Genomic DNA, 21,388 nt, shown 5'->3' with positions numbered 1-21,388 from the left:
CAACAGACCTGAACGAAACAAGAATTGTGTTACCCATGTCGTCGGTTTGAACTGTTACCCATCTCGCCGGTTGCTCACGCGAAGCGCCGGATGAGGGGTTGTCTTTGCGAATTGAACCGCGAGAGATTCGTGTGCGGAGACAGACCCCTCACCCGGCTTCGCGCGCGAAGCCACCCTCTCCCACAAGCGGGCCCACAAGGGGAGAGGGTGCACCGTCGGTGCGGGGAGAGGCGAAGCCGATCGCAGCCCGGACTCGCGCTCACGGGCGCCAAAATTGCGCCGTTCGGCCGATTTGCTTCGACGTCTCAACCGACTACGCGGCATCGCCGGGCACATCCACCACCGGGAGCGTCCTACTTTGCATGGGGTTGTTTTCGACACTTTGTTGGAACGGGGCCTGCGCCGGTCCCGGTGCCCCGCCCATGCGGTTGCAAGTCCGCGGCGTGGGGTTAGGCTGTGCACCCCGCACTCCCGCGACGAGGTGACCCATGCCGATCCAGCATTTTGCGCCGCCGCCGAACGTCAAGGCGCCGCCGCTGTCCTTCGCCACGCGCGTCGGCGATCTCATGTTCGTGTCGGGCCTTCCCGGCTTCGACGCCAATGGCGCGCTGCCTGATGGCTTCGACGCGCAGTTCGGCAATGTCGTCGTCAACATCAAGCGCATCCTGGACCAGGCGGGCGCCACGTTCCGCGACCTCGTCAAGGTCAACGTGCTCTTGACGCGCGCGAGCGACGTGCCGGCGATGAACGCGCTCTATGCCGGCGTGTTCGGCCCGCCGCCCTACCCGGCGCGCACCACCTGCGTGGTGCATGCGCTGCCCGATCCAAGAATGCTAATCGAGATCGAGGCGGTGGCGTCACTGGCGAAGTGAACGTTGCCGATTGTTGCGCACTGCCTGACATCTGCGTGAACGATCGCGGCTCCGGCTTGCAAGGCAAAGGCGTTTGCCGCACCAGTTTTGCGTCAAACGCCTTTCAGGAGACATTTTATGCTTGTGCGTCGCGTCCTCACCCTCTGTGCCGCTGCCGGCGTCGCTGCCTCGGCCCTTCCCGTCCCCGCCTTCGCGAAGGTCGGCTATTACGTGATCCGCTGGGACAACACCGGCATCTGCCAGATCTGGAACGAGGACCTGCACTACAAGCCGGTGCAGTGGCCGTCGACCTACAAGGTCGTCAGCAAGCCGTTCCCGACCTTCGACGCGGCCAACGCCGTGCAGCTCAAATATCGCGCCGAGCACCGCTGCACGCTCTGACCGAGCCCGATCCGAGGCCTGAATCTACCGGGGGCGGATGGCCGAAAACGTCATCCGCCCCTGATTTTCGTTGAACCTGTTCCATCCGCCGGCCTACTCAACTGTTGTTCGGGGCGCATGTTCCCACGCACCCCGCACCACCCCTCCCCGAGCATTGCCGGGAGGCGCATCACACTTTCATTTGAGGAGCTGATCCATGCGTCGTTTTTCCAAGCTGTGTGCTGCTGTCGGTCTTGCCGCTGCCGCCTTCGTCGCCACCAGCCCGGCCCAGGCCGGCTATCACCTGATCCGCTGGCAGGATAGCGGCCTGTGCCAGATCTGGGACGAGAGCATTCCGACCACGCCGTGGCCCGCCGGCTCCCACCGCGCGAGCCAGACGGTCGCGACCTTCCTCGACGCGTTGGCGCTGAAGGATCACGCGCTGAAGAACGGTCACTGCACCTGGTAAGAGTTCGATCGGCGGATCGAGAAGCGGGCAAGGACGCACCGTCGTCCTTGCCCGCTTCCATGTCCGGCCCAGAGGAGGCGTGAGACGACGAGATGCGCATCATGACAAGGCTAGCGGCCATCGTATTGACGCTGGGCGCGCTGGCCTCGCTCGCGCAGGCGCAAGCGCCGCAATCGTTCCGTGTGATCTCGCCGATCTTCGGCCAGCTCGTCACCTTCTCGATGCCGTCGAATTTCATCGCGGCTTTCGAGAATACCAAGGGCGGCCACTACATCCGCGAGGCCGTGCTGAGGGGCGAGAGTGCGCAGGCCTGGACGCAGATGATCACGGTGACCGGCGAGAAGGGCGTAGCCGGCAACCCCGGCCTCACACCGGAAAAATTCGCCGGCAACATCGCCGGCGGCTTCAGGGCGGCCTGCCCCGACTCTTTTGGCGCAAAAGGGCTCGGCACCACCAAACTCGGCAGCTTCGATGCATTCATCGCGGTGATCGGCTGCGGCAGCGTCGACAGCGGCCCGGCCAAGCACAGCGAGACCGCGCTCCTCGTCACCGTGAAGGGCGCAACCGACTACTACACCATCCAGTGGGCCGAGCGCGGCACGGCGAGCGACAAAGCGAAGGTCGACGACGAGAAATGGACGGCGCGCCTTCGCGAATTGCGCCCGATCGATCTCTGCCCGATCGTCGCGGGCGAAAAGGCGCCCTATCCGAGCTGCGTGAACAAGAGCTGAGCTCAGGCGTCCTTGTGCGCGCCGGGATGGATCAGGATATCGCGCGCGGCGGAGAGGTCGAGGAAGGCCTGCTCGCTGCCGCCGAGGTCGGGATGCATGGTCTTGGCGAGGCGGCGATAGGCCTGGTTGATGTCGTCGCAGGTGAGCTGCACCGCGAGCGGCAGGCCGAGCGTCTTGCGCGCGCTCTCCTCCTTGCTCAGCTTCTTCGGCAGCACGCCACGGCGGCCGAAGCGCGGCGCAGTCAGCCCGTGGACGACATCGAGGACCACGCCGAGACGGCGCTGCGCGGCCACGACGATGTCGTGGTCCTCGCCGTTCTGAACGGCCTGGCGCAAGATCGGGATCGCCTGCTCGGCGGCCTGGCGGAGCGTCGCCTCCGGGCTCATGCGGGCGATCTCGGCGGCCAGCCGGCCGGCCTCGTCCCAATCGATGGAATGGGCCGTCCGCAGCCGTTCCAAGGCCAGCTTCCAGGACTCGATACGCTCGATCATATCCGACACACTTAGCAACAGATGCGACTATGCCAAGTTCGGCGTTTCAGAGGTCTTAATTTCGGGTTAGCCTTTCGCGACATTTCGATATGAATCCGGGACCAAATTAGACCTTTCCTGCCGTTTCTTCCCAGGAGCGCCGCGCATGCTCACGCTCTACTCCTATCCCACGCTGTTCGGCGTTGCCGACAACAACGGCTACGGGCTCAAGGTATTCGCCTTCCTGAAGCTCGCGGGCGTGCCGTTCCACCACGAGCACATCTTCGATGCCTCGAAGGCGCCGCGCAGCCAGTTGCCCTACATCGTCGACGGTGACGACGTCGTCGGCGACAGCGAGACGATTTTGCAGTTCGTCATGCAAAGATATGCGCTCGCGATCGACGCCGCGCTGACGCCGCTTCAGCGCACGCAAAACCTGCTGATCACGCGCATGCTCGACGATCTCTACTGGGTGATGTCCTATTCACGTTGGAAGGACGAACGCTACTGGCACGCCTTCCGCGACGCGCTGCTACGGGAGCACCCGACCGTCACCGCGGACGGCCTCGCCAAGGCAAAGGCCTTCAACGAGCAGCGCTACTACTATCAGGGGATCGGCCGGTTCGATCCGGACGCCGCGATGGCACGCGGCCTCGCCGACCTCTCGGCGATCGCCGCGCTGATCCCCGCCGATAACGGCTTCATGCATGACCAGGCACCGACCAGCATCGATGCCGGGATCTACGGCTTCATCGCCAATATCTACTACTACGATATCGACACGCCGCTAAAACGGTTCGTGGTTGGACACGACAACATCGTCCGCCATTGCCGCGCCATTCACGCCATGGTCTCCGGACCGTCGTGATGCGTCAATGCTGACGGATCGACTGGTGATGGCTGCGCTTGCCGAAGCGCGGCGCGGAGAGCACGTGCAGGGCATCCTGGACGATGCCCAGCCGCTGGCGGGCGATCTCGCGCGTAGCCCGGCCGGCCGATTTCGCCGCCGCGTGGCGCAGGCTCGGCAGCACCTGCAACGCGGCCCGCCGCAGCGGCTCGTCGTGGCTCGTACCTGAGATGTCGGCGACGATCTGTGCCACTTTGCCATAATCGGGCTCGGGCGCCGACAAGCAGCGCTCGATCTCGAGCTTCCACTGCGCGATGTGCGGATCCATGCGCGTCATCCAAACGTGAATGACAGCAACGCGCAAACACGGCTTGGCGTTTCGGTTGGTTCGGTCTTGAATTAGCTTGTCGGCAACATCAAACAAAACCCGAGGAAACGCCATGTCCCTGCTCGCCAACCATATTGCAGTCATCACCGGCGCAGGCTCCGGTATCGGGCGCGCAATCGCCACGGGCTATGCGCGCGAGGGCGCGCAGGTGGTGCTCTACGACATCAATGGCAACGCTGCGGCGGAAACCGCGGATGCGATCCGCAGCGCCGGCGGCAAGGCGGAGAGTTTTGCGCTCGACGTCACCAACCGCGACGCCTGCTTTGCGGCGGCGAAACAAGCTGCCGACAAGGTCGGACAGGTCTCGATCCTCGTCAACAATGCCGGCATCACGCGGCGCAACGCGTTCACCGCCGAGAAGGACACCGTCGCAAAGGACTGGCAGGACATCATCGCGCTCAATCTCAACGGCGTGTTCAACATGACGCAGGCGTTCCTCGATCCGCTGCGCGCGACCAAGGGGCGCATCGTCAATATCGGCTCAATCCAGTCCTTCGTGCATCTGCGTACGCCGAGCTCGGCTGCCTACACCACGTCCAAGCACGGCGTGCTCGGCTTCACCAAGGCGCTCGCCGCGGAACTCGGCAAGGAAGGCGTTCGCGTCAACGCGATCGGCCCCGGCTTCATCGAGACCAATATCAACGCGCAGGTGCGCGCGACCAATCCGGCGCTGGTACAGGCCTTCATCGATCACACCCCGCTCGGCCGCACCGGCAAGGCAGACGACATCGTGGGGCCCGCGATCTTCCTCGCGTCGGATATGTCGGCTTACGTCACCGGCTCGATCGTGATGGTGGACGGCGGCTACAGGACGGTCTGATAGGCATCAGGTCGATATGCACTCAGTGCCAAACGCGGCTGCTTTGCGGTTATCCCGAGGTCAATTGGCGAGCGTGGCCCTTCGTTAACCACTCGTTAACCGTCTTCGCGCACCGTAGATCTACGGCTTGGGGGTCGTTTGTTCTCGATCCGCTTCCAACGTTGGGAGCGGGCGTTGATCGGGAGGTTGTCGATGACCACTGTCCATGCTGCTGCGCCTGACAATTTCGCGCGGTCCCTTGCTCCCAACCAGATCGTTCCGCTGCTGATCGGTTCGACCGTCGACGAGGTCGAGCGCGAACTCGTCGTGCAGACGCTCGCCCGCTGCGACGGCAACCGGACGCGCGCCGCGCGCGTGCTCGGCCTGTCGGTGCGTACGCTGCGCAACAAGATCCGGCTCTACGTCGCCGACGGCATCGACGTGCCGGCGTATCATGACTAGAGCCCCTTTCCGTTCCGATAGAATCGGAACGGGGCTCTAGATTCTTGTATTGACGCGTTTTCTTCACGCGAACCGGTATCCACTTCGCTCGAAAACGCTCTTGCGCGTGACACCGCGCTGCCGCGTCGCCGTCTTTGATGTTGACCGCACGGGGCAGCACAGCCTCGCGCAATTGCTGCTGCCGCCAAACGCCGCTAAGAAAAGGCGTTCTTTAGCGGGAGCGATGGCGTGGCAGACGATCAGGGCCGGCAGGGACGACAGGGACCTTCGGGTCCGCGTGGGCGGCAGGGCGAGCCCGGGCGGGCGGGCCCGCAGGGACATCCCGGACGGCGCGGAGCCGACGGCACACGCGGCAAGCCTGGTCCGGCGGGCAAGCCCGGCGCGGCCGGCAAGCCGGGGCCCCAGGGCAAGCAAGGCGAGGCCGGGCCGCAAGGCAAGGTAGGGCCGCAGGGGCCGGCCGGCCCGCAAGGTCCGCGCGGCGAACCGGGCCCGCCGGGTCAACTGCCCTCGATCGAGCAGGTCATCCCGTGGCTGGAGCAGATTTTTGACGCCTGGGAGGATCGGCGGCGCCAGCGCGACCTGGAAGCTCTCGAACAGCAGGCCCTGGAAGCGGCGGTGCTGGAAGACGGCGACGCAATCGTCGACGACATGAGCGAGGAGAGCGATGACGACGATCGCAGGAAAAAGAAGAAAAAGAAGAAGCGCAAATAGCAGATAGCTATTTCGCCTGTGCGTCGTCGCTGCGCGGCAGCATGCCCATGCGCTCGAACTGCCAGCGCATGGCGCGGTACCAGACATAGCCGACGATCGCGCCGCACACGGTCAGGATCACCAGATTGGCGCTGCTATAAGTGCCGCTCCACCACATCATCCAGGCGGTCCACAGCACCGTGAAGATGATGGCGCCGACTTTCAGGGAAATCAGGGGGCGGTTCATGATTGTGCTCCGGGCTTCCAAGACCCAAGCGCCATATTCCCCCGATCGCGTGACGCAATCCGTGAGCCAGGTCACGCAACCCTAACCGAACCGCAGGCGCGAGCGCTCCTTCGCCTTCTCTGCCTCCACCGCGCGATCGCGCGCCGGCGCGTGCGTATGCAGCGAGGCCAACAGGCGCCGCGCGGCGTCCGAGACCTCGGCGACCGCGCGATCGAAAACCGCCTCATTGGCCTGCGACGGCTTGTTGAAGCCGGAGAGTTTTCGCACGAACTGCAGGGCCGAGGCATGGATCTCCTCCTCCGTAGCCGGCGGCTCGAAGTTGTACAGGGTCTTGATATTGCGGCACATGCTTCTCTCCTGACGGCGATGGCTCGCTGGAAGACGATCCTCAAAACCGAAATCCTACATGGCATCCGACGTCCTGTCAGACCGGCCAATATTCCGGTTGCGCGATGCACCATTGCAAAAATGTTTTCTGAGGCAAACGGCACGTCCGGTCTCGATCCCCAAGCGACGGCTGGTAAGATCGCTTGCAAAGCGGCTCGGTGAAGGAGGCCGCATCGGGGAGAGCAACATGAAAGCTTCATGCGCGGCGCTGGCGGCGATCCTGCTGTCGATTTCGATGCCGGCGGTGGCCGCCGATTATCCCGCGCCCAAGCAGGGCGACTGGGTCGCCAAGGATTTCAAGTTCCACACCGGCGAGACCATGCCGGAACTGCGGATGCACTACACCACGATCGGCGAGCCCTCGGGCCAGCCGGTGCTCGTACTGCACGGAACGGGGCAGTCGGCCGCGGGCATGCTGACGCCGGCCTTTGCCGGCGAGATGTTCGGCGCCGGCCAGCCGCTCGACGCCACCAAATATTACATCATCATCCCCGACAGCCTCGGCCACGGCAAATCGTCAAAACCCTCCGACGGGATGAAGACGGCCTTTCCCAAATACAATTACGAAGACATGGTCGACGCGCAGTATCGACTGGTGACCGAAGGCCTCGGCGTCAAGCATCTGCGGCTCGTGATCGGCAACTCGATGGGCGGCATGCACACCTGGCTGTGGGGCGAAAAATACCCGCAGGCGATGGATGCGCTGGTGCCGATGGCTTCGCAGCCGACAGAGATGGCGTCGCGCAACTGGATGATGCGGCGGATCATGCTCGACACGATCCGCAACGACCCCGACTACAACGGCGGCAACTACACCAGCCAGCCGCGGATGATGAAATACGCCATCGTCGCCTATGGTATCGCCAGCATCGGTGGGACGCTGGCCTATCAGGCGCAGGCACCAACCGCGGCCAAGGCCGACAAAATGGTCGACGACCGGCTCGCCGCGCCGATGACGACTGACACCAACGACTTCATCTATCAGTGGGAGTCCTCGCACGACTACAACGCCTCGGAAGGGCTGAAACGGATCGAAGCACCGCTCCTCCTGATCAACGCTGCCGACGACGAGCGCAATCCACCGGAGACCGGCCTCACGGACGCCGCCATGAAGCGCGTCAAGAATGGCCGCCTGTACCTCATCCCCGCGAGCAAGGAGACGCGCGGCCATGGCACCACCGGCAACGCGAAATTCTACACGGAGCAGGTCCGGCAATTGCTGCAAACCGCGCCGCAGCGGACGATGTGATCCGGCGCGGGCGCAATGAGCTCCGGTCGCTTCCGCCGAATTGCGCTCGCGCTGCCCAATGCCGTCGAGGGTTCGCACCACGGCAAGGCCGACTTTCGCGTCGGCAAGCGCGTGTTTGCGACGCTGGGCTATCCCGACGACAAATGGGGCATGGTCAAGCTGACACCTCAGCAGCAGACGATGCTGGTCGACGCGGAACCTGACATGTTTCAGCCGGTGCCCGGCGCATGGGGCAAGAACGGCAGCACGAATGTGCTGCTCGCGAAGGCCGATCAGGTCACGCTGCGAAGCGCGCTCGCGATGGCATGGCGCAACGTCGCGCCCAAATCGCTCCTCGCCTTGCACGATACACCGAAGCGCTGATCTCGCGGCGCATCACCGCGCTGGATGCAGGTGCCGGAGCGCGCCGTCATCCGCGACCAGGGCAACCCGATCGGTCAGGCCGTGGTGTGGTACGTGCACCATCGCGGCGCCATCATCATCAGTTGCTTCGTGCCGGCGGACGCGGTTTAGCGGGGTTCTAGGCCGGATTGACTTGGCTGAGGGCGCTTCGATCAGGTAGTCTGACACCGAACTCTTTGCGGAGACACGCCGGTGACCGACCTTAGCGCTGAAGACCTGGCCGCCATCTATCCGAAGCCGTCTCCACGAGTCATCGCAAAAGCACGTCCCGAAATCGATGCGCATGCGCGGAAATTCATCGAGATGTCGCCGTTCTGCGTCCTCGCGACCTCGGGCTCCGACGGCAGCGTCGATGCCTCGCCGCGCGGCGGCGGTACAGGCTTCGTGCACGTCGCCAGCCCCAATCAGCTCCTGATGCCGGACCGTTCCGGCAACAACCGCATCGACAGCTGCAAGAACATCGTCGAAGGCTCAGGCTTCGTGCATCTGTTGTTCTTCGTGCCGGGGATCGACGAGACGCTGCGCGTCGGCGGCACCGGCAAGGTGTCGGCCGACCCGGACCTGCTCGCCTCGATGGTCGAGTTCGGCAAGCCGCCGCGCGCGGTGCTGAGCATCGCGGTCAGCGAGGTCTATTTCCATTGCGGCAAGGCGCTGATGCGCTCGAAGCTGTGGACGCCGGACGTGCAGGTGAAGCGCTCGGTGATGCCGAGCATCACCGAGGTCATCCACGATCAAACCGGCCTTGGCGAACCCGATGCCCAGGAAATTGTGGTGGAGCGCTACAAGGAGCAGTTGTAGGCCAAACCCAGTGTCGTCCCGGCGAAGCCGGGATGACATAGGAGTGCGAGGCGACGCTAGTGGCTAGCTCCCGCCCTCAAGCCCACCGACATGCTTCTGCGTGTACAACTCGAGGCCGATGCGGCCGATCAGATCGAGCTGGGTTTCGAGGAAGTCGATGTGATGCTCCTCGTCGCTCATCAGCTTCTCGAACAGGTCGCGCGTAACGTAGTCCTTCACGCTGTGACAATAGGTGGCGGCCTCCTGGTAGAGCGCGCGCGCGCTCATCTCGGCGGCGAGATCGCAATCGATGATCTCCTTGACGTTCTGGCCGATGCGCAGGGGATCGAGCACCTGCATGTTCGGGAAGCCGTCGAAGAACAGGATGCGCTCGGTGAGCTTGTCCGCGTGCTCCATCTCCTCGATGGACTCCTTGCGCCAGACCTTGGCCATGTCGCGCAGGCCCCAATTGTCGAGGAAGCGGTAGTGCAGCCAGTATTGATTGATCGCCGTTAGCTCGTGACGCAGCGCCTTGTTGAGATATTCGATGACTTTTGCGTCGCCCTGCATGATTCACTCCAGCTCTTGCGGCCAATTCGGATCGAAACCGAATTTAGAACGCTTCTAAAACAGTTTGGGAACGAGGGCAACCTGACGCATGCGCGCAGGCGGGGAAAAACAACCGATCTGATGCTGACTTTTTCAGCAGGCTGCGAGGGCGAACTCGGCCGGAGCGACGTCTTCGTCGTTGGCCGCGACCTCGCTGTGCGGGCAGCCTGAGCAGCAGGACTTGGCGCAGGGGCCGAGCGCTTCCTCGATGATCGTCTTGATGGTGCGGGCGCAGCGGCCGCATTCGGCACTGCAGCCGAGGCAGCCATAGACCTGCTTGGCATGACGCAGAGCGTCGTCGGAGTCAGCGACGGCGGCTCGGACATCGTGGTCGCTGATGACGTTGCAGGAACAAACGATCATGGAAAGCTGCAGGCCCTTCGGTGATGCGCCATCATCGATATTTAAGGGCTCAGCCGGATGCAAAAGGAAAAAGCGCTGTTTGAAGCAATTCCAAACTGATCCCAGATAGAGCCTAGAACGGGTCTAAAATCCCATCTTGCGCTGGATCAATTTTCGCTGCCTGGCAGCTCAATCGCGGCCTCCGCCGCCGTCCCCGCCACCTCCGCAATCGCCGCCGCCACCACTATCGCTACCGCTGCCATTATCGCTGCTGACCGAGCAACTGCCGCTATCAGCCGGGTTGCCGGAACTGTCGAGGGCCGAACGGTCGCTGGAAAACCAGCTTCCGAGCGAGAATCCGCTGCTCGTGCTGCCGTAGTCCGAACTCGAATAGTTACTGCCGTCGTAGCCGCTATCCGCGCGCGCCCGCCGCCGGCCGCGGTTCTGCAGATGGGCCATCAGGGCATAGCCGATGAACCCGGTGATCCCGATGGCGATCAGAACGTTCATCATCGCGCTGCTCCTCATCCGCTGGCGTCCATGACGCCCATTCGTCGCCTGCGGCCACCCTCCCGTTCATTGATCCCTGAAGCAAAATATGGAACTAAGGCGGTGGAACTCCGTCCGCGTCCAGTTTGTGTTGAAAGGTCAAAGCCATGAAGAAATCGCTCCTGGCCCTTGCTGCCGTAGCCACCCTGGCGGTATCGGCCGTGGCGCCCGCACCGGCCCATGCGCAGCGCGGCGTCGCCGCGGGCGTCGCAGCCGGCATCATCGGCGGCGCCATCGTCGGGGGCGCTATCGCCTCCCCGTATTACTACGGGCCCGGCCCCGGTTATGGCTACTACGGCCCCGGCTACTACCCGCCCCGCTATTACGCGCCGGGCCCGGGCTATGTCGCCGACGACTATTATGGCGGCTGCGTCTGGCAGCGGCAGCGCTTCTGGGACGGCTATGCCTGGCGCGTCCGCCGCGTCCGGGTTTGCGGCTGATCGCGTCGTCCACCGAAATTGCGCCGGAACGGCTAAGTTTTTGACAGGCTCCCGTAAGGGAAAGGCCTGAAAAAGACCGCTTTTTCCGGTCACAGCTCCGTGTGCGTTTACCGCGGATTGACCATTTGCGCGCTTCCTAGCCGCACGGCCAATTCCAACAGAGTTTGCGTGAGACTTCCAAACCCAGGCGTTTCCCTCGAGGTGCGCCTTCTCCCAGGAGAGCCAAGACTATGAAGAAGACTTTTGTTGCCGCCCTGACGGTTGCGACGGTCGCCGGTTCGCTGGTCACCGCCACGCCGCCCGCCAAGGCTGAACACGGCGTTGGCGCCGGCATCGCTGCCGGCCTGATCGGCGGTGCGATCGTCGGTGGCGCTATCGCAGCCAGCCGTCCCGCTTACGGCGGTCCGGTCTATGTGGCCGAACCCGCCCCGCCCCCGCCCTGCTACTGGCAGCGCCAGCGCTATTGGGACGGCTATGGCTGGGTCGTTCGCCCGGTCCGCGTCTGCTACTGAGCTGATCTGATCGGCGCTTCGAGGCGCCGCGATCAACGCCCGGCCGAGACCATCGGCCGGGCTTTTTCTTTTGGGAATGACGGGCGGCTAGCGCGCCGCCTGGATCGAGCGCAGCACCTCTTCGCTCGGCCAGCAATCGACCTTGAGGCCGGCCGACTTCTGGTAGGCGCCGAGCGCTGAGCGCGTCAGCATGCCGGCCTTGCCGTCGATCTTGTCCTTGTAGAGCCCGATGCGCGTGAGCCCCCGCTGCATCGCCTCCACGTCCTTGGTGCGCAACTGCTTCGACGCCGACCACGGCGTCGCGAACGCCTGCGGGCTCGTCATGCGATCGCTGAGATGCCCGACGAACAGCACGTAGAGATCCGAGAAATTGTATTCCTTGATGACGAAGTAGTTCTTCGTGGTCAGGAATGACGGCCCATAGATGCCTTCCGGCTGCAGCAGCGACGCCGGCTGCGCCTGCTCCGTCGCGCCCAATCTTTGTCCGCGCACCGGCACGAACCCTTCGCGCAGCCACTGGCTGATCGGCTTCGTCACCTCTGCTACACCGAGGGTGCAATCGACTTTCGCCGGCGCCTGCACCTCGTAGGCCCAGCGCACGCCGCTCTGCCAGCCCTTGTTGACGAGCTGCTGCGCAGCGGAGGCCAGCGCATCAGGCACCGAGTGCCAGATGTCGACGCGGCCGTCACCGTCAAAATCGACGCCGTGCTTGTAATACTCCGACGGCAAGAATTGCGTGAGCCCGGTGGCGCCGGCCCAGGACGAGCGCATCTCCTTGCGCGTCACCGCGCCCTCGCCCAGGATTTTCAGGGCGAGGATGAATTCATTGCGGTACTGATCCTTGCGCCGGCCGACATAGGCCTGGGTCGCCAGCACGCGCACCAGATCGTAAGGCAGCGTGTAGCGGCCATAGTCGGTCTCACGTCCCCAGATCGCGAGCATCACGGTGGCAGGCACGCCGGAGTTCTTCTCGATCTCCGTGAGCGCCACGCGATATTTTTGCAGCAGCCGCTGCCCTTCGCCCGCAAGCCGCGCGATGGACGCTTCCTTGATGTAGTCAGCCGGCACCTGCACGAACTCGGCTTGCGCTGCGGCACCTGTCGCTGGCCTTCCCGGCAAGATCAGATCAGGCAGCTTGTAATCAGGCTCGAGCCCCGCGGTCTCGCGATCGAACGTCGCGCGCGACACGCCCGCGGCCTGCGCCTCCGACCCGAGCGAGGCGATGAACTGGCTGAAGGCGGCGTCGGCAGCGCGGGCGGGCGACCAGCCACAGGTGACAGCGACCACCGCAGCGATAAGTGCCCGCCGCATCATGCCGAGATCACCGCGTCAACTTCTTGTACTTCACGCGGTGCGGAATGATGCTGTCCTGTCCGAGCCGGCGCATCTTGTCCTTCTCGTAGTCCTGGAAATTGCCCTCGAACCATTCGACATGGCTGTCGCCCTCGAAGGCCAGGATATGGGTCGCGATGCGGTCGAGGAACCAGCGATCGTGGCTGATGATGACGGCGCAGCCGGCAAAATCCTCCAGCGCCTCTTCCAGCGCGCGCAGCGTGTCGACGTCGAGGTCGTTGGTCGGCTCGTCGAGCAGCAGCACGTTGGCGCCGGATTTCAGCATCTTGGCGAGATGGACGCGGTTGCGCTCACCGCCTGACAGCGCACCGACCTTCTTCTGCTGGTCCGCGCCCTTGAAGTTGAACGCCGAGCAGTAGCCGCGCGAGTTCACTTCCTTCTTGCCGAGCAGGATCAGCTCGTTGCCCCCGGAGATTTCCTCCCACACGGTCTTCTTGCCGTCGAGCGCATCGCGCGACTGGTCGACATAGCCGAGGTGCACGGTCTCGCCGACCGTGATCGTGCCGTTGTCCGGCGTTTCCTGCTTGGTAATCATCCGGAACAGCGTGGTCTTGCCGGCGCCGTTGGCGCCGATCACGCCGACGATGCCGCCGGGCGGCAGCTTGAAGGTGAGATCGTCGATCAGCAGGCGATCGCCATAGCCTTTGCTGAGGCCTTCGAAATCGACGACGTTGGCGCCGAGCCGCTCGGCGACGGGAATGATGATCTGCGCGGTCTGGGTCGTCTTCTCGCTCGCCTTCTTGAGCAGCTCCTCGTAGCGCTGGTAGCGCGCCTTGGATTTGGCCTGACGCGCCTTCGGTGAGGACGCGACCCACTCCTGCTCGCGGGCAAGCGTCTTCTGGTGCGCAGCGTCCTCGCGGCCTTCCTGCTCGAGCCGCTTCTGCTTCTGCACCAGCCAGGACGAGTAGTTGCCCTCGTAGGGAATGCCGCGGCCGCGGTCGAGCTCGAGGATCCACCCGGTGACGTTGTCGAGGAAGTAGCGGTCGTGAGTGACGATCAGGATCGCACCGGGATAGTTGCGCAGATGGCCTTCGAGCCAGTTCACGGACTCGGCGTCGAGATGGTTGGTCGGTTCGTCCAGCAGCAGCAGTTCCGGCTGGTCGAGCAGCAGGCGGCACAGCGCGACGCGGCGACGCTCACCGCCCGAGAGCTTTGTGACGTCGGCATCGTCAGCCGGGCAGCGCAGCGCGTCCATCGCCTGGTCGACCTTGCTGTCGAGATCCCAGAGGCCCTGGGCCTCGATCTCGTCCTGCAGCTTGGTCATCTCGTCGGCGGTCTCTTCCGAGTAGTTCATCGCCAGTTCGTTGTAGCGATCGAGGATCGCCTTCTGCTTGGCGACGCCCTGCATGACGTTTTCGCGGACGGAGAGCGCAGGATCGAGCTGCGGCTCCTGCTCGAGATAGCCGACGCGGGCGCCCTCGGCGACCCAGGCCTCGCCGGTATATTCCTTGTCGAGCCCCGCCATGATCTTGAGCAGGGTCGACTTGCCCGAGCCGTTGACGCCGAGCACGCCGATCTTGGCGTCCGGGTAGAAGCTCAGATGGATGTTATCGAGCACCTTGCGGGTCGGGTAGCTCTTGGTCAGGCCTTGCATGAAGTAGACGAACTGGCGCGCCATCGGTCCCCTGAAACCTTCATTTTGAGGAAATTTGCTTGGCTGCGATGTAACGATCCCGCCCTCAAAGGGCAATGTTTTCCGTCCGTTCACCACGGATGAATACGGGTTGGACACCATGTCGGCACCCGATCCGGACAATTGAAACCATTTTTTAATAAATCAGGCGAAAGCTCGTCCTGACGCTGGAAAAGCGTCACCCGCGGCAGAAGCGGCGGGGAGAACAGCGAGGCCGCGTCATGGCTATGATCGAAACCACCAGCATCGCCGCCGCAGCAGAAGCCGGCCGCGCGGGCTTCTTTCACGAGCTGAAGGAGTTTTGGGCTCGGTTCTTCGCGACGGCCTTCAACCCCTACCGCCCGGAACTGCATTACATGCGCGGCCCCGGCCCCGCCTGGCGCGCCAAGCACGGCATGGACGCCCCATTCCGGCTCAAGCCTCGCGACCTCTGACGCCTCCTGCCCTGGCGAAGTTTTGAGGACGGCCGCGGCTTGCGCAGACCGCCGATTGCGCGCAACCATGGCCCTGTTCCGACGATGGCGTTTCCGCCATTACCTCTCGCCATGGATGGACGCCTCCCGATGACGCGGCTGCGCTGTGCAATTCTCGACGACTATTTCAACATCTCCCTCAACGTCGCCGACTGGTCGAAGATTGCTGACCGCGTCGACGTGACGGTGTTCAGCCATCCCTTTGCCTCCGAGCAGGCCGCGGCCAGCGCGCTTGCCGACTTCGAGATCGTCTGCGCGATGCGCGAGCGCACCGCGTTTCCGAACGGCCTGTTTGCGGCGCTCCCCAAGCTGAAGCTGCTGCTCACGTCGGGTATGCGCAACGCCGCGATCGACATGGAAGCCGCGAAAGCGCGCAACGTCGTCGTCTGCGGCACGCAATATGGCCGCGATCCGACCGCGGGCCTGACCATGGGCCTGATCCTGGAATTGACCCGCGGCATCGGCCGCGAGAACGCGCGCATGCATGCGGGCGAGCCCTGGCAGGCCTTTGCCGGCATCGAGATCGAGGGCCGCACGCTCGGCATCGTCGGGCTCGGCAAGCTCGGCAGCAAGGTGGCAGGCATTGCGAAGACGTTCGGCATGAACGTCATCGCCTGGAGCCCGAACCTCACGGCCGAGAAATGCAAGGAGGCCGGCGTCACCTATGCGAGCAAGGAGGAGTTGTTCGCCACGGCCGATATCGTCACCATCCATGTGGTCCTGAGCGACCGCTCGCGCGGGCTGGTGGACGCGGCCGATCTCGCGCGGATGAAGCCTTCGGCATATCTGGTCAACACCGCGCGCGGCCCGATCGTCGACGAGGCGGCGCTGCTGGAAGCCTTGCGCGCGCGCAAGATCGCAGGCGCCGGCATCGACGTGTTCTCGGTCGAGCCGCTGCCGACGGATCATCCGTTCCGCAAGCTCGACAATCTCGTGCTGACGCCGCATCTCGGCTACGCCACCGAGGATGGCTTGCGCACCCATTACGGCCAGATGGTCGACACCATCGACGCCTGGTTCAAGGGCGAGCCGCCGCGACGGCTGGCGTAACGCAAACGAAAAGGGCGCGCCACAGGCACGCCCTCTTTGCAATCTGAATTCGGTTCGGGCGCCTAGCGCACCGTGACGGGGGCCGGCAGCGGCGGCACCACGGTCGGCTGCGTGCCGGGCACCGGGCCGTTCGACGCTTGGGCCGCCACCGGCGCAGGGGCCGCACCGGGCGCGGGCTGCGCCGAAGCCGTCGCCGTTCCCGGCGGCGGGCCGCCCGGCATCACCACCACGCGAGTGCCGACCTTTACGCGGTCGAACAGGTCCGAGACGTCCTCGTTCAGCATGCCGATACAGCCTGACGAGACGAACTTGCCGATCGTCGAGGGCTGGTTGGTGCCGTGGATGCGGTAGACGGTGGAGCCGAGATACATCGCGCGCGCGCCGAGCGGATTGCCAGGACCGCCGGCCATGAAGCGCGGCAGATAGGGCTGGCGCTCGATCATTTCCGTGGGCGGATGCCAATCCGGCCACTCCGCCTTGCGGGTGATCTTCTGCACGCCGGTCCAGGTGAAACCGTCGCGGCCGACGCGCACGCCGTAGCGGATCGCGCGACCGCCTCCGAGCACGTAATAGAGATAGGTGTTGGGCGTATCGACCACGAGCGTGCCGGCGGGCTCCTTGGTCTGGAACGCGACTTCCTGGCGGCGCAGGTTCGGCGGCAACTGCACGGGCGCAGCGTCCGGCTGCTCCTCGGGCGGAAGCGCCGCGATCGACATCGGCTTGCCGTCGGCGCCGACGGCGGGCTGTTGCTGCTGCTGAGGCACCGCGCCGGTCGCGGTCGGACCGCCGATCGCCTCGGGCGGACGCAGGCCGTCGTTGACGCCCTGCTGCTGCTGCGGACGGTCGGCATAGATCACAGCCGGCGGGCCAGCGGGACGACCATAGCGCGGGTCGTCCGGCGACATCACCGGACCCTGCGGCGCATTGGAATAGACCGGCGCGCCCGCGGGGCGGCCATAACGGGGATCGTCGGGCGACACCACCGGGCCCTGCGGCGCGTTGGAGTACACCGGCGCGCCGGCCGGACGGCCGTAGCGCGGATCGTCGGGCGACATGATGGGGCCGCCTGGGCCGGGCGGCGGCAGCCCGGCGGAATTGCGCGGCTGCTGTTGCGGCGGCATCGCGTCGTCATCGTCGTCAAGCGCGTCGAAATTCGGCACGCGATCGCCGGGACGATATTCGGACGGATAGCCCTGCTGCTGAGGATACGGCGTCGCATAGCCGGGCGCCTGCTGCACCGGGTAGCTTTGCTGAGCCTGCACGAGCGAGGTTCCCGCCGCAGCGGCTGTCGCGGCAGCGCAAATCGTCAGAAAATGCTTGATCATCATCGCTCTTGTATAGACCCCAGGCACGACCGGACCGTTAACGGCAAATGACCGAAGATCACGGCGCATTCAAGACAATTCAGGCCCATTTGTGCCCGATTTGCCGATTTGTGATCCGCCGATCACCGTTGCTCCGGAGCATCACGGCGCAGAAATCGCATTCTGCCTGATATCACCCGTCACCAACACCCCGATTTTTGCGAAACGCGAGCGAGAGCCTTGCGGTATCCTCGAATCGGCCTGATTCGCCGCCGCTTTGAGCTCTTTTCTGCGCGGTGAACGCGGCAACCAGTACCGTCACCGCGTTCAGATGGCTCAAGGGCCTTCGGCAGGCACCTGCCAAGGCGGAAATTCGCGCCACAAGATGCTTCCCGGCGTTCGCTTCCTGTTTGCGGCGATCCTGATCTCAACCTCGCTTTTGGTGTTCGCCCTCGGCGCCGCCGCGCTGTTGCGGGCGACCCATGAGCAGTTCGTCAGCAATCCCTCGTGGCGCTCCGGCCCGCAGGAGCAGGTCTTTGCACAGGCCTCCGAACCGGTCCGGCCGGTGCTGGCGGCGCTGCGCGTGGAGCCGATGGCCTCGGGGGCCGAGCCCTCGGTGCGGGACCAGATCCCGACCATCGCCTTGCCCGTGACTGACGCCGCGCCCGAACAGACCGCGGCACTTGCGCCGGAGGCGGCCCTCCCCGCGGTCGAGGCGCGAGCGAGCGAGCCCGCGCCGCCGGAGGCCACCACATCCAGTCCGACTGACGAGCCGACCACGCCGGAGACGACCGGGCAGGTCTCCGAATCCAAAGGCTCCGAACGCAAAGACTCCGAACCCAACGGCTCCGAAGCGAAGGCTGAAGAAAGCAAGGTCACCGCCGAGACCGCCCCCGCTGCCTCGTCCGCCGCGACGAGCGAGCCCGCTCAGCTCGAGGCGCCCGCGAGCACCCTGTCCGAGGCCGACATGGCCGTCGCCAGGATGGCCGCGCTGAACGCCCCCTCCGTCACGGCCGAGCAGGAGCCCGCGGCGAATATCAAGGTGGACAGCGGCGCGACGGAGAAGAAGGCCACCAAGCGGCGCGCGCATCGCGCCAAGAAGCGCCGGATCGTGCTCCGACCGCCTCCGCCAGCGCAGGTTCAGCAGACCTTCGATCCCTTCGGACGGCAGCCGATGGCCACCGCATCCACCATGCGCACGCGCTGAGGCGTCCGATCAGGCGGGTCCCGTCGCGATCGGCGGACCGCTCGCCTGCCCCCATTCCGACCACGAGCCGTCATAGAGCGCGGAGTCTGTGACGCCTAACCGATAGAGCGCGAGCGTCAGCACGCCGGCCGAGACGCCGGAGCCGCAACTCGTGACGATCGGCGCATCGAGTTTGACGCCGGCACCGGTGAAGGCGGCGCGCAGCTCGTCGAGCGGCTTCATCGTGCCGGTCGCGGCATCGAACAGCAGATTGTAGGGCACGTTGCGGGCGCCGGGAATGTGACCCGAACGGATGCCCGGCCGCGGCTCGGGCGCACGGCCCTCGAAGCGCTCGGCGGCGCGCGCGTCGATCACCTGCTCGGCTCTGGTGCCGACATTCGCAATCATCTGCTCGATGCTGCGCACGCGCTTCGCATCATAGCTCGCCTTGAAGGCCGCAGGTTTTGGCTTGACCTCGCCGCTCTCGACCGCGCGTCCCTCGGCGCGCCACTTCTTTAAGCCGCCATTGAGAATCCGCACATTGCCGTGGCCGTAGGACAAAAACATCCACCAGGCGCGCGGGGCAGCGACCCAGCCGCCGGCGTCATAGAGCACGACGGTGTCGGCATTGGAGATGCCGAGATTGCCGACGTCGCGCCCGAACTGCTCGGCGCTGGGGAACATATGCGGCAGCGGATTGGAGTGATCCGAGACGGCATCGACGTCGAAGAACACCGCGCCCGGCAGGTGCGCGGCGAGATAGTCGTCCTTCGGCAAGGGCAAGACGCCCGGCAGCTTGAAGCTGGCGTCGACGACTTTCACGTTGGCGTCGTTGATGTGCGCGGCGAGCCATTCGGTGGAGACGAGGGGATCGGTGGGGGTCTCAGTCATGGAAGCAGTCTCCGGCAATTGTCACGGTCGTCATGGCCGGGCTTGTCCCGGCCATCCACGCGCCTCCGCCGATGCGGCTCGACGTGGATGCCCGGGTCAAGCCCGGGCACGACGGAGTGTGTGGTGCATTCGTCGCCCACCTCACCCCTTCTTCGGCTCCCACTTCTCGGTCGCGCCGCCGGCATCGCGCCAGGCGGCGTAGCCGCCAGCGATGTGGGCCACGGGCTTCAGACCCATGTCCTGCGCGGTCTTTGCCGCAAGCGCGGAGCGCAAGCCGCCGGCGCAGTGGAAGACGAACTTCTTGTCTTCCTGGAAGATCGGCTTTGCGTAGGGGCTCTGCGGATCGATCCAGAATTCGAGCATGCCGCGCGTGCAGGCAAACGCGCCGGGGATGCGGCCGTCGCGCTCGATCTCTCTGGGATCGCGGATATCGACGATGACGACGTCGCCGTTCTTGGCGATCTCGATCGCCTGTGCAGCGGACAGGGTTTCGATCTCGGCATTGGCTTCGTCGATCAGCGCCTTGATGCCGCGGGTGATGTTTTGGGGCATGTTGTTTCTCCCTTCTCGTTGTCATTCCGGGGCGATGCGCAGCATCGAGCCCGGAATCCATTTATCTACAAACACTGCGGCCCGATGGATTCCGGGTTCGCGCTTCGCGCGCCCCGGAATGACGGGAAGCTAGTGCGTCAATTCCTTCATCGCGCCTTCCAGCCCCTCGATGGTGATCGGGAACATGCGGTTGGCGAAGATGCGGCGGATGATCGTGGTCGATTCCGAATAATCCCAGTGCTTCTGCTGCACCGGATTGAGCCACACCGCATGCGGATAGGTGCGAATGATGCGATCGAGCCAGACCGAGCCCGGCTCCTCGTTGACGTGCTCGACCGAGCCACCCGGCACCATGATCTCGTAGGGCGACATCGAGGCGTCGCCGACGAACACGACCTTGTAGTCGTGCGGATATTTGTGCAGCACGTCCCAGGTCGGCGTGCGATCGGTGAAGCGCCGCTTGTTCTGCTTCCACACGCCTTCGTAGAGGCAGTTGTGGAAGTAGAAATACTCCATGTGCTTGAACTCGCTCTTCGCCGCCGAGAACAATTCCTCGACCTGCTCGATATGCGAATCCATCGAGCCGCCGATGTCGAAGAACACCAGAAGCTTGACCGCGTTGCGCCGCTCGGGGCGCATGACCACGTCGAGATAGCCGTGGTTGGCGGTCTGGCGGATCGTATTGTCGAGATCGAGCTCGTCGGGCGCACCGGTGCGCGCGAACTTGCGCAGGCGGCGCAGCGCGACCTTGATGTTGCGGATGCCGAGCTCGACATTGCCGTCGAGATCCTTGAACTCGCGCTTGTCCCAGACTTTTACGGCGCGGTTGTTGCGGTTCTTCTCCTGGCCGATGCGCACGCCTTCCGGGTTATAGCCGTGGGCGCCGAACGGCGAGGTGCCCGCCGTGCCGATCCACTTCGAGCCGCCCTGGTGCCGGCCCTTCTGCTCCTCGAGGCGCTTCTTCAAGGTCTCCATAAGCTTGTCCCAGCCCATGGCCTCGATCTGCTTCTTTTCTTCCTCGGTGAGGTATTTTTCGGCCAGTTTCTTCAGCCACTCCTCGGGGATCTCGGCCTTCTCCATCGCGTCGAGCAGGCTTTCCAGCCCCTTGAACACCGAGCCGAAGACACGGTCGAACTTGTCGAGGTTGCGCTCGTCCTTCACGAGCGAGGCGCGCGACAGATAGTAGAAGTTCTCGACCGTGTAGTCCGCGAGGTCGGCGTCGAGCGCCTCCATCAGCGTGAGGTATTCGCGCAGCGTCACGGGGACCTGCGCATCGCGCAATGAGGTGAAGAATTGCAGGAACATGGGTGACAGATTGCCTTTCGGCCGGCGAACGTCAAGGCC

30 protein-coding genes are annotated in these 21,388 nt (G+C 64.6%); 17 read left to right on the top strand and 13 right to left on the bottom strand.

Going from position 1 to position 21,388, the window contains the following annotated elements; translation table 11 throughout:
* Positions 1-488: 488 nt before the first annotated feature.
* The 4 genes from JQ632_RS13185 to JQ632_RS13170 all read left to right on the top strand — a co-directional run bounded on the left by JQ632_RS13185 (position 489) and on the right by JQ632_RS13170 (position 2,432).
* Complete coding sequence (locus tag JQ632_RS13185) at positions 489-872, top strand: RidA family protein (RefSeq protein ID WP_212402753.1); 384 nt, start codon at positions 489-491, stop codon at positions 870-872.
* Between the two features lie 123 nt (positions 873-995).
* The gene (locus JQ632_RS13180) at positions 996-1,253 is read left to right on the top strand and encodes a hypothetical protein (RefSeq protein WP_212402761.1); all 258 of its coding nucleotides are present in this window, start codon (positions 996-998) and stop codon (positions 1,251-1,253) included.
* Positions 1,254-1,449: 196 nt separating this feature from the next.
* Entirely contained in the window at positions 1,450-1,701 is a 252-nt protein-coding gene (locus JQ632_RS13175; RefSeq protein WP_212402752.1) for a hypothetical protein, read from the top strand.
* Positions 1,702-1,802: 101 nt separating this feature from the next.
* Positions 1,803-2,432, top strand: a complete 630-nt coding sequence (locus JQ632_RS13170) for a hypothetical protein (RefSeq protein ID WP_249151851.1) — start codon at positions 1,803-1,805, stop codon at positions 2,430-2,432.
* Positions 2,433-2,434: 2 nt separating this feature from the next.
* Here the strand turns inward: JQ632_RS13170 and JQ632_RS13165 are convergent, their stop codons facing one another.
* Positions 2,435-2,923, bottom strand: coding sequence for a J domain-containing protein (locus JQ632_RS13165; protein WP_212402750.1), 489 nt, complete (start codon positions 2,921-2,923; stop codon positions 2,435-2,437).
* A 145-nt stretch (positions 2,924-3,068) separates the two neighbouring features.
* On the opposite strand from JQ632_RS13165, the gene JQ632_RS13160 reads away from it, so the two are divergent.
* Positions 3,069-3,770 (top strand): glutathione S-transferase C-terminal domain-containing protein, encoded by a 702-nt coding sequence (locus JQ632_RS13160; RefSeq protein WP_212402749.1) that lies wholly within the window; start codon positions 3,069-3,071, stop codon positions 3,768-3,770.
* A gap of 4 nt (positions 3,771-3,774) precedes the next feature.
* On the opposite strand, the gene JQ632_RS13155 is transcribed toward JQ632_RS13160, so the two are convergent.
* Positions 3,775-4,191, bottom strand: a complete 417-nt coding sequence (locus JQ632_RS13155; RefSeq protein WP_212402748.1) for a hypothetical protein — start codon at positions 4,189-4,191, stop codon at positions 3,775-3,777.
* On the opposite strand from JQ632_RS13155, the gene JQ632_RS13150 reads away from it, so the two are divergent.
* The 3 genes from JQ632_RS13150 (at position 4,190) to JQ632_RS13140 (ending at position 6,109) form a co-directional block, all read left to right on the top strand.
* Entirely contained in the window at positions 4,190-4,957 is a 768-nt protein-coding gene (locus tag JQ632_RS13150) for an SDR family NAD(P)-dependent oxidoreductase (protein WP_212402747.1), read from the top strand. The genes JQ632_RS13155 and JQ632_RS13150 overlap by 2 nt on opposite strands.
* Before the next feature lie 192 nt (positions 4,958-5,149).
* Positions 5,150-5,398 (top strand): helix-turn-helix domain-containing protein, encoded by a 249-nt coding sequence (locus JQ632_RS13145; protein WP_212402746.1) that lies wholly within the window; start codon positions 5,150-5,152, stop codon positions 5,396-5,398.
* 228 nt (positions 5,399-5,626) lie between these two features.
* Positions 5,627-6,109: a collagen-like protein gene (locus JQ632_RS13140; protein ID WP_212402745.1), complete on the top strand. Its 483-nt coding sequence runs from the start codon at positions 5,627-5,629 to the stop codon at positions 6,107-6,109.
* 7 nt (positions 6,110-6,116) lie between these two features.
* On the opposite strand, the gene JQ632_RS13135 is transcribed toward JQ632_RS13140, so the two are convergent.
* Together JQ632_RS13135 and JQ632_RS13130 are read right to left on the bottom strand one after the other, a co-directional pair.
* Positions 6,117-6,335: a hypothetical protein gene (locus JQ632_RS13135; RefSeq protein ID WP_212402744.1), complete on the bottom strand. Its 219-nt coding sequence runs from the start codon at positions 6,333-6,335 to the stop codon at positions 6,117-6,119.
* A gap of 81 nt (positions 6,336-6,416) precedes the next feature.
* A complete protein-coding gene (locus JQ632_RS13130; protein ID WP_212402743.1) occupies positions 6,417-6,683 on the bottom strand; it encodes a DUF2277 domain-containing protein in 267 nt (88 codons plus the stop codon).
* A gap of 226 nt (positions 6,684-6,909) precedes the next feature.
* Here JQ632_RS13130 and JQ632_RS13125 point away from each other — a divergent pair, with 226 nt between their 5' ends.
* From JQ632_RS13125 to JQ632_RS13115, 4 genes are all read left to right on the top strand, one after another.
* Positions 6,910-7,971, top strand: coding sequence for an alpha/beta fold hydrolase (locus JQ632_RS13125; RefSeq protein WP_212402742.1), 1,062 nt, complete (start codon positions 6,910-6,912; stop codon positions 7,969-7,971).
* A gap of 15 nt (positions 7,972-7,986) precedes the next feature.
* Complete coding sequence (locus tag JQ632_RS13120) at positions 7,987-8,334, top strand: MmcQ/YjbR family DNA-binding protein (RefSeq protein ID WP_212402741.1); 348 nt, start codon at positions 7,987-7,989, stop codon at positions 8,332-8,334.
* A 24-nt stretch (positions 8,335-8,358) separates the two neighbouring features.
* Complete coding sequence (locus JQ632_RS40060) at positions 8,359-8,484, top strand: hypothetical protein (protein ID WP_283817671.1); 126 nt, start codon at positions 8,359-8,361, stop codon at positions 8,482-8,484.
* Between the two features lie 81 nt (positions 8,485-8,565).
* The gene (locus tag JQ632_RS13115) at positions 8,566-9,171 is read left to right on the top strand and encodes a pyridoxamine 5'-phosphate oxidase family protein (RefSeq protein ID WP_212402740.1); all 606 of its coding nucleotides are present in this window, start codon (positions 8,566-8,568) and stop codon (positions 9,169-9,171) included.
* A 63-nt stretch (positions 9,172-9,234) separates the two neighbouring features.
* Here the strand turns inward: JQ632_RS13115 and bfr are convergent, their stop codons facing one another.
* The 3 genes from bfr to JQ632_RS13100 all read right to left on the bottom strand — a co-directional run bounded on the left by bfr (position 9,235) and on the right by JQ632_RS13100 (position 10,614).
* The gene (gene bfr / locus JQ632_RS13110) at positions 9,235-9,720 is read right to left on the bottom strand and encodes a bacterioferritin (protein ID WP_212402739.1); all 486 of its coding nucleotides are present in this window, start codon (positions 9,718-9,720) and stop codon (positions 9,235-9,237) included.
* A 132-nt stretch (positions 9,721-9,852) separates the two neighbouring features.
* Positions 9,853-10,122 carry a bacterioferritin-associated ferredoxin gene (locus tag JQ632_RS13105; protein WP_212402738.1) on the bottom strand — a complete coding sequence of 90 codons (270 nt, stop codon included), beginning with the start codon at positions 10,120-10,122 and terminating at the stop codon, positions 9,853-9,855.
* 168 nt (positions 10,123-10,290) lie between these two features.
* Positions 10,291-10,614, bottom strand: a complete 324-nt coding sequence (locus JQ632_RS13100; protein ID WP_249151849.1) for a hypothetical protein — start codon at positions 10,612-10,614, stop codon at positions 10,291-10,293.
* Positions 10,615-10,757: 143 nt separating this feature from the next.
* Between JQ632_RS13100 and JQ632_RS13095 the strand changes: the two genes are divergently transcribed.
* Both JQ632_RS13095 and JQ632_RS13090 read left to right on the top strand, forming a co-directional pair.
* Positions 10,758-11,090: a hypothetical protein gene (locus JQ632_RS13095; protein ID WP_212402736.1), complete on the top strand. Its 333-nt coding sequence runs from the start codon at positions 10,758-10,760 to the stop codon at positions 11,088-11,090.
* A gap of 230 nt (positions 11,091-11,320) precedes the next feature.
* Complete coding sequence (locus tag JQ632_RS13090; protein ID WP_212402735.1) at positions 11,321-11,602, top strand: hypothetical protein; 282 nt, start codon at positions 11,321-11,323, stop codon at positions 11,600-11,602.
* 87 nt (positions 11,603-11,689) lie between these two features.
* Here the strand turns inward: JQ632_RS13090 and JQ632_RS13085 are convergent, their stop codons facing one another.
* Together JQ632_RS13085 and ettA are read right to left on the bottom strand one after the other, a co-directional pair.
* Positions 11,690-12,916, bottom strand: coding sequence for a lytic murein transglycosylase (locus JQ632_RS13085; protein ID WP_212402734.1), 1,227 nt, complete (start codon positions 12,914-12,916; stop codon positions 11,690-11,692).
* A gap of 7 nt (positions 12,917-12,923) precedes the next feature.
* On the bottom strand, positions 12,924-14,573 hold the full coding sequence (gene ettA, locus JQ632_RS13080) for an energy-dependent translational throttle protein EttA (RefSeq protein ID WP_212402733.1): 1,650 nt from the start codon (positions 14,571-14,573) through the stop codon (positions 12,924-12,926).
* 236 nt (positions 14,574-14,809) lie between these two features.
* Between ettA and JQ632_RS13075 the strand changes: the two genes are divergently transcribed.
* Together JQ632_RS13075 and JQ632_RS13070 are read left to right on the top strand one after the other, a co-directional pair.
* Positions 14,810-15,022, top strand: a complete 213-nt coding sequence (locus tag JQ632_RS13075; RefSeq protein WP_212402732.1) for a hypothetical protein — start codon at positions 14,810-14,812, stop codon at positions 15,020-15,022.
* Positions 15,023-15,151: 129 nt separating this feature from the next.
* Entirely contained in the window at positions 15,152-16,111 is a 960-nt protein-coding gene (locus JQ632_RS13070; RefSeq protein ID WP_212402731.1) for a D-2-hydroxyacid dehydrogenase family protein, read from the top strand.
* A 62-nt stretch (positions 16,112-16,173) separates the two neighbouring features.
* On the opposite strand, the gene JQ632_RS13065 is transcribed toward JQ632_RS13070, so the two are convergent.
* On the bottom strand, positions 16,174-17,436 hold the full coding sequence (locus JQ632_RS13065; RefSeq protein ID WP_212402730.1) for a L,D-transpeptidase: 1,263 nt from the start codon (positions 17,434-17,436) through the stop codon (positions 16,174-16,176).
* Between the two features lie 364 nt (positions 17,437-17,800).
* Between JQ632_RS13065 and JQ632_RS13060 the strand changes: the two genes are divergently transcribed.
* Positions 17,801-18,622: a hypothetical protein gene (locus JQ632_RS13060; RefSeq protein ID WP_212402729.1), complete on the top strand. Its 822-nt coding sequence runs from the start codon at positions 17,801-17,803 to the stop codon at positions 18,620-18,622.
* Positions 18,623-18,631: 9 nt separating this feature from the next.
* Here JQ632_RS13060 and sseA read toward each other — a convergent pair whose 3' ends face one another.
* The 3 genes from sseA to JQ632_RS13045 all read right to left on the bottom strand — a co-directional run bounded on the left by sseA (position 18,632) and on the right by JQ632_RS13045 (position 21,349).
* Positions 18,632-19,492: a 3-mercaptopyruvate sulfurtransferase gene (gene sseA / locus JQ632_RS13055; RefSeq protein ID WP_212402728.1), complete on the bottom strand. Its 861-nt coding sequence runs from the start codon at positions 19,490-19,492 to the stop codon at positions 18,632-18,634.
* A gap of 141 nt (positions 19,493-19,633) precedes the next feature.
* Positions 19,634-20,044, bottom strand: a complete 411-nt coding sequence (locus tag JQ632_RS13050) for a rhodanese-like domain-containing protein (protein ID WP_212402727.1) — start codon at positions 20,042-20,044, stop codon at positions 19,634-19,636.
* Positions 20,045-20,173: 129 nt separating this feature from the next.
* Complete coding sequence (locus JQ632_RS13045; RefSeq protein WP_212402726.1) at positions 20,174-21,349, bottom strand: VWA domain-containing protein; 1,176 nt, start codon at positions 21,347-21,349, stop codon at positions 20,174-20,176.
* Positions 21,350-21,388 lie beyond the last annotated feature (39 nt).

This window comes from Bradyrhizobium liaoningense (assembly GCF_018130955.1).
GTDB lineage: Bacteria > Pseudomonadota > Alphaproteobacteria > Rhizobiales > Xanthobacteraceae > Bradyrhizobium > Bradyrhizobium liaoningense_C.
Note: the sequence above shows the minus strand (reverse complement) of the source record. Positions and strands in the feature narration are given on the sequence as shown.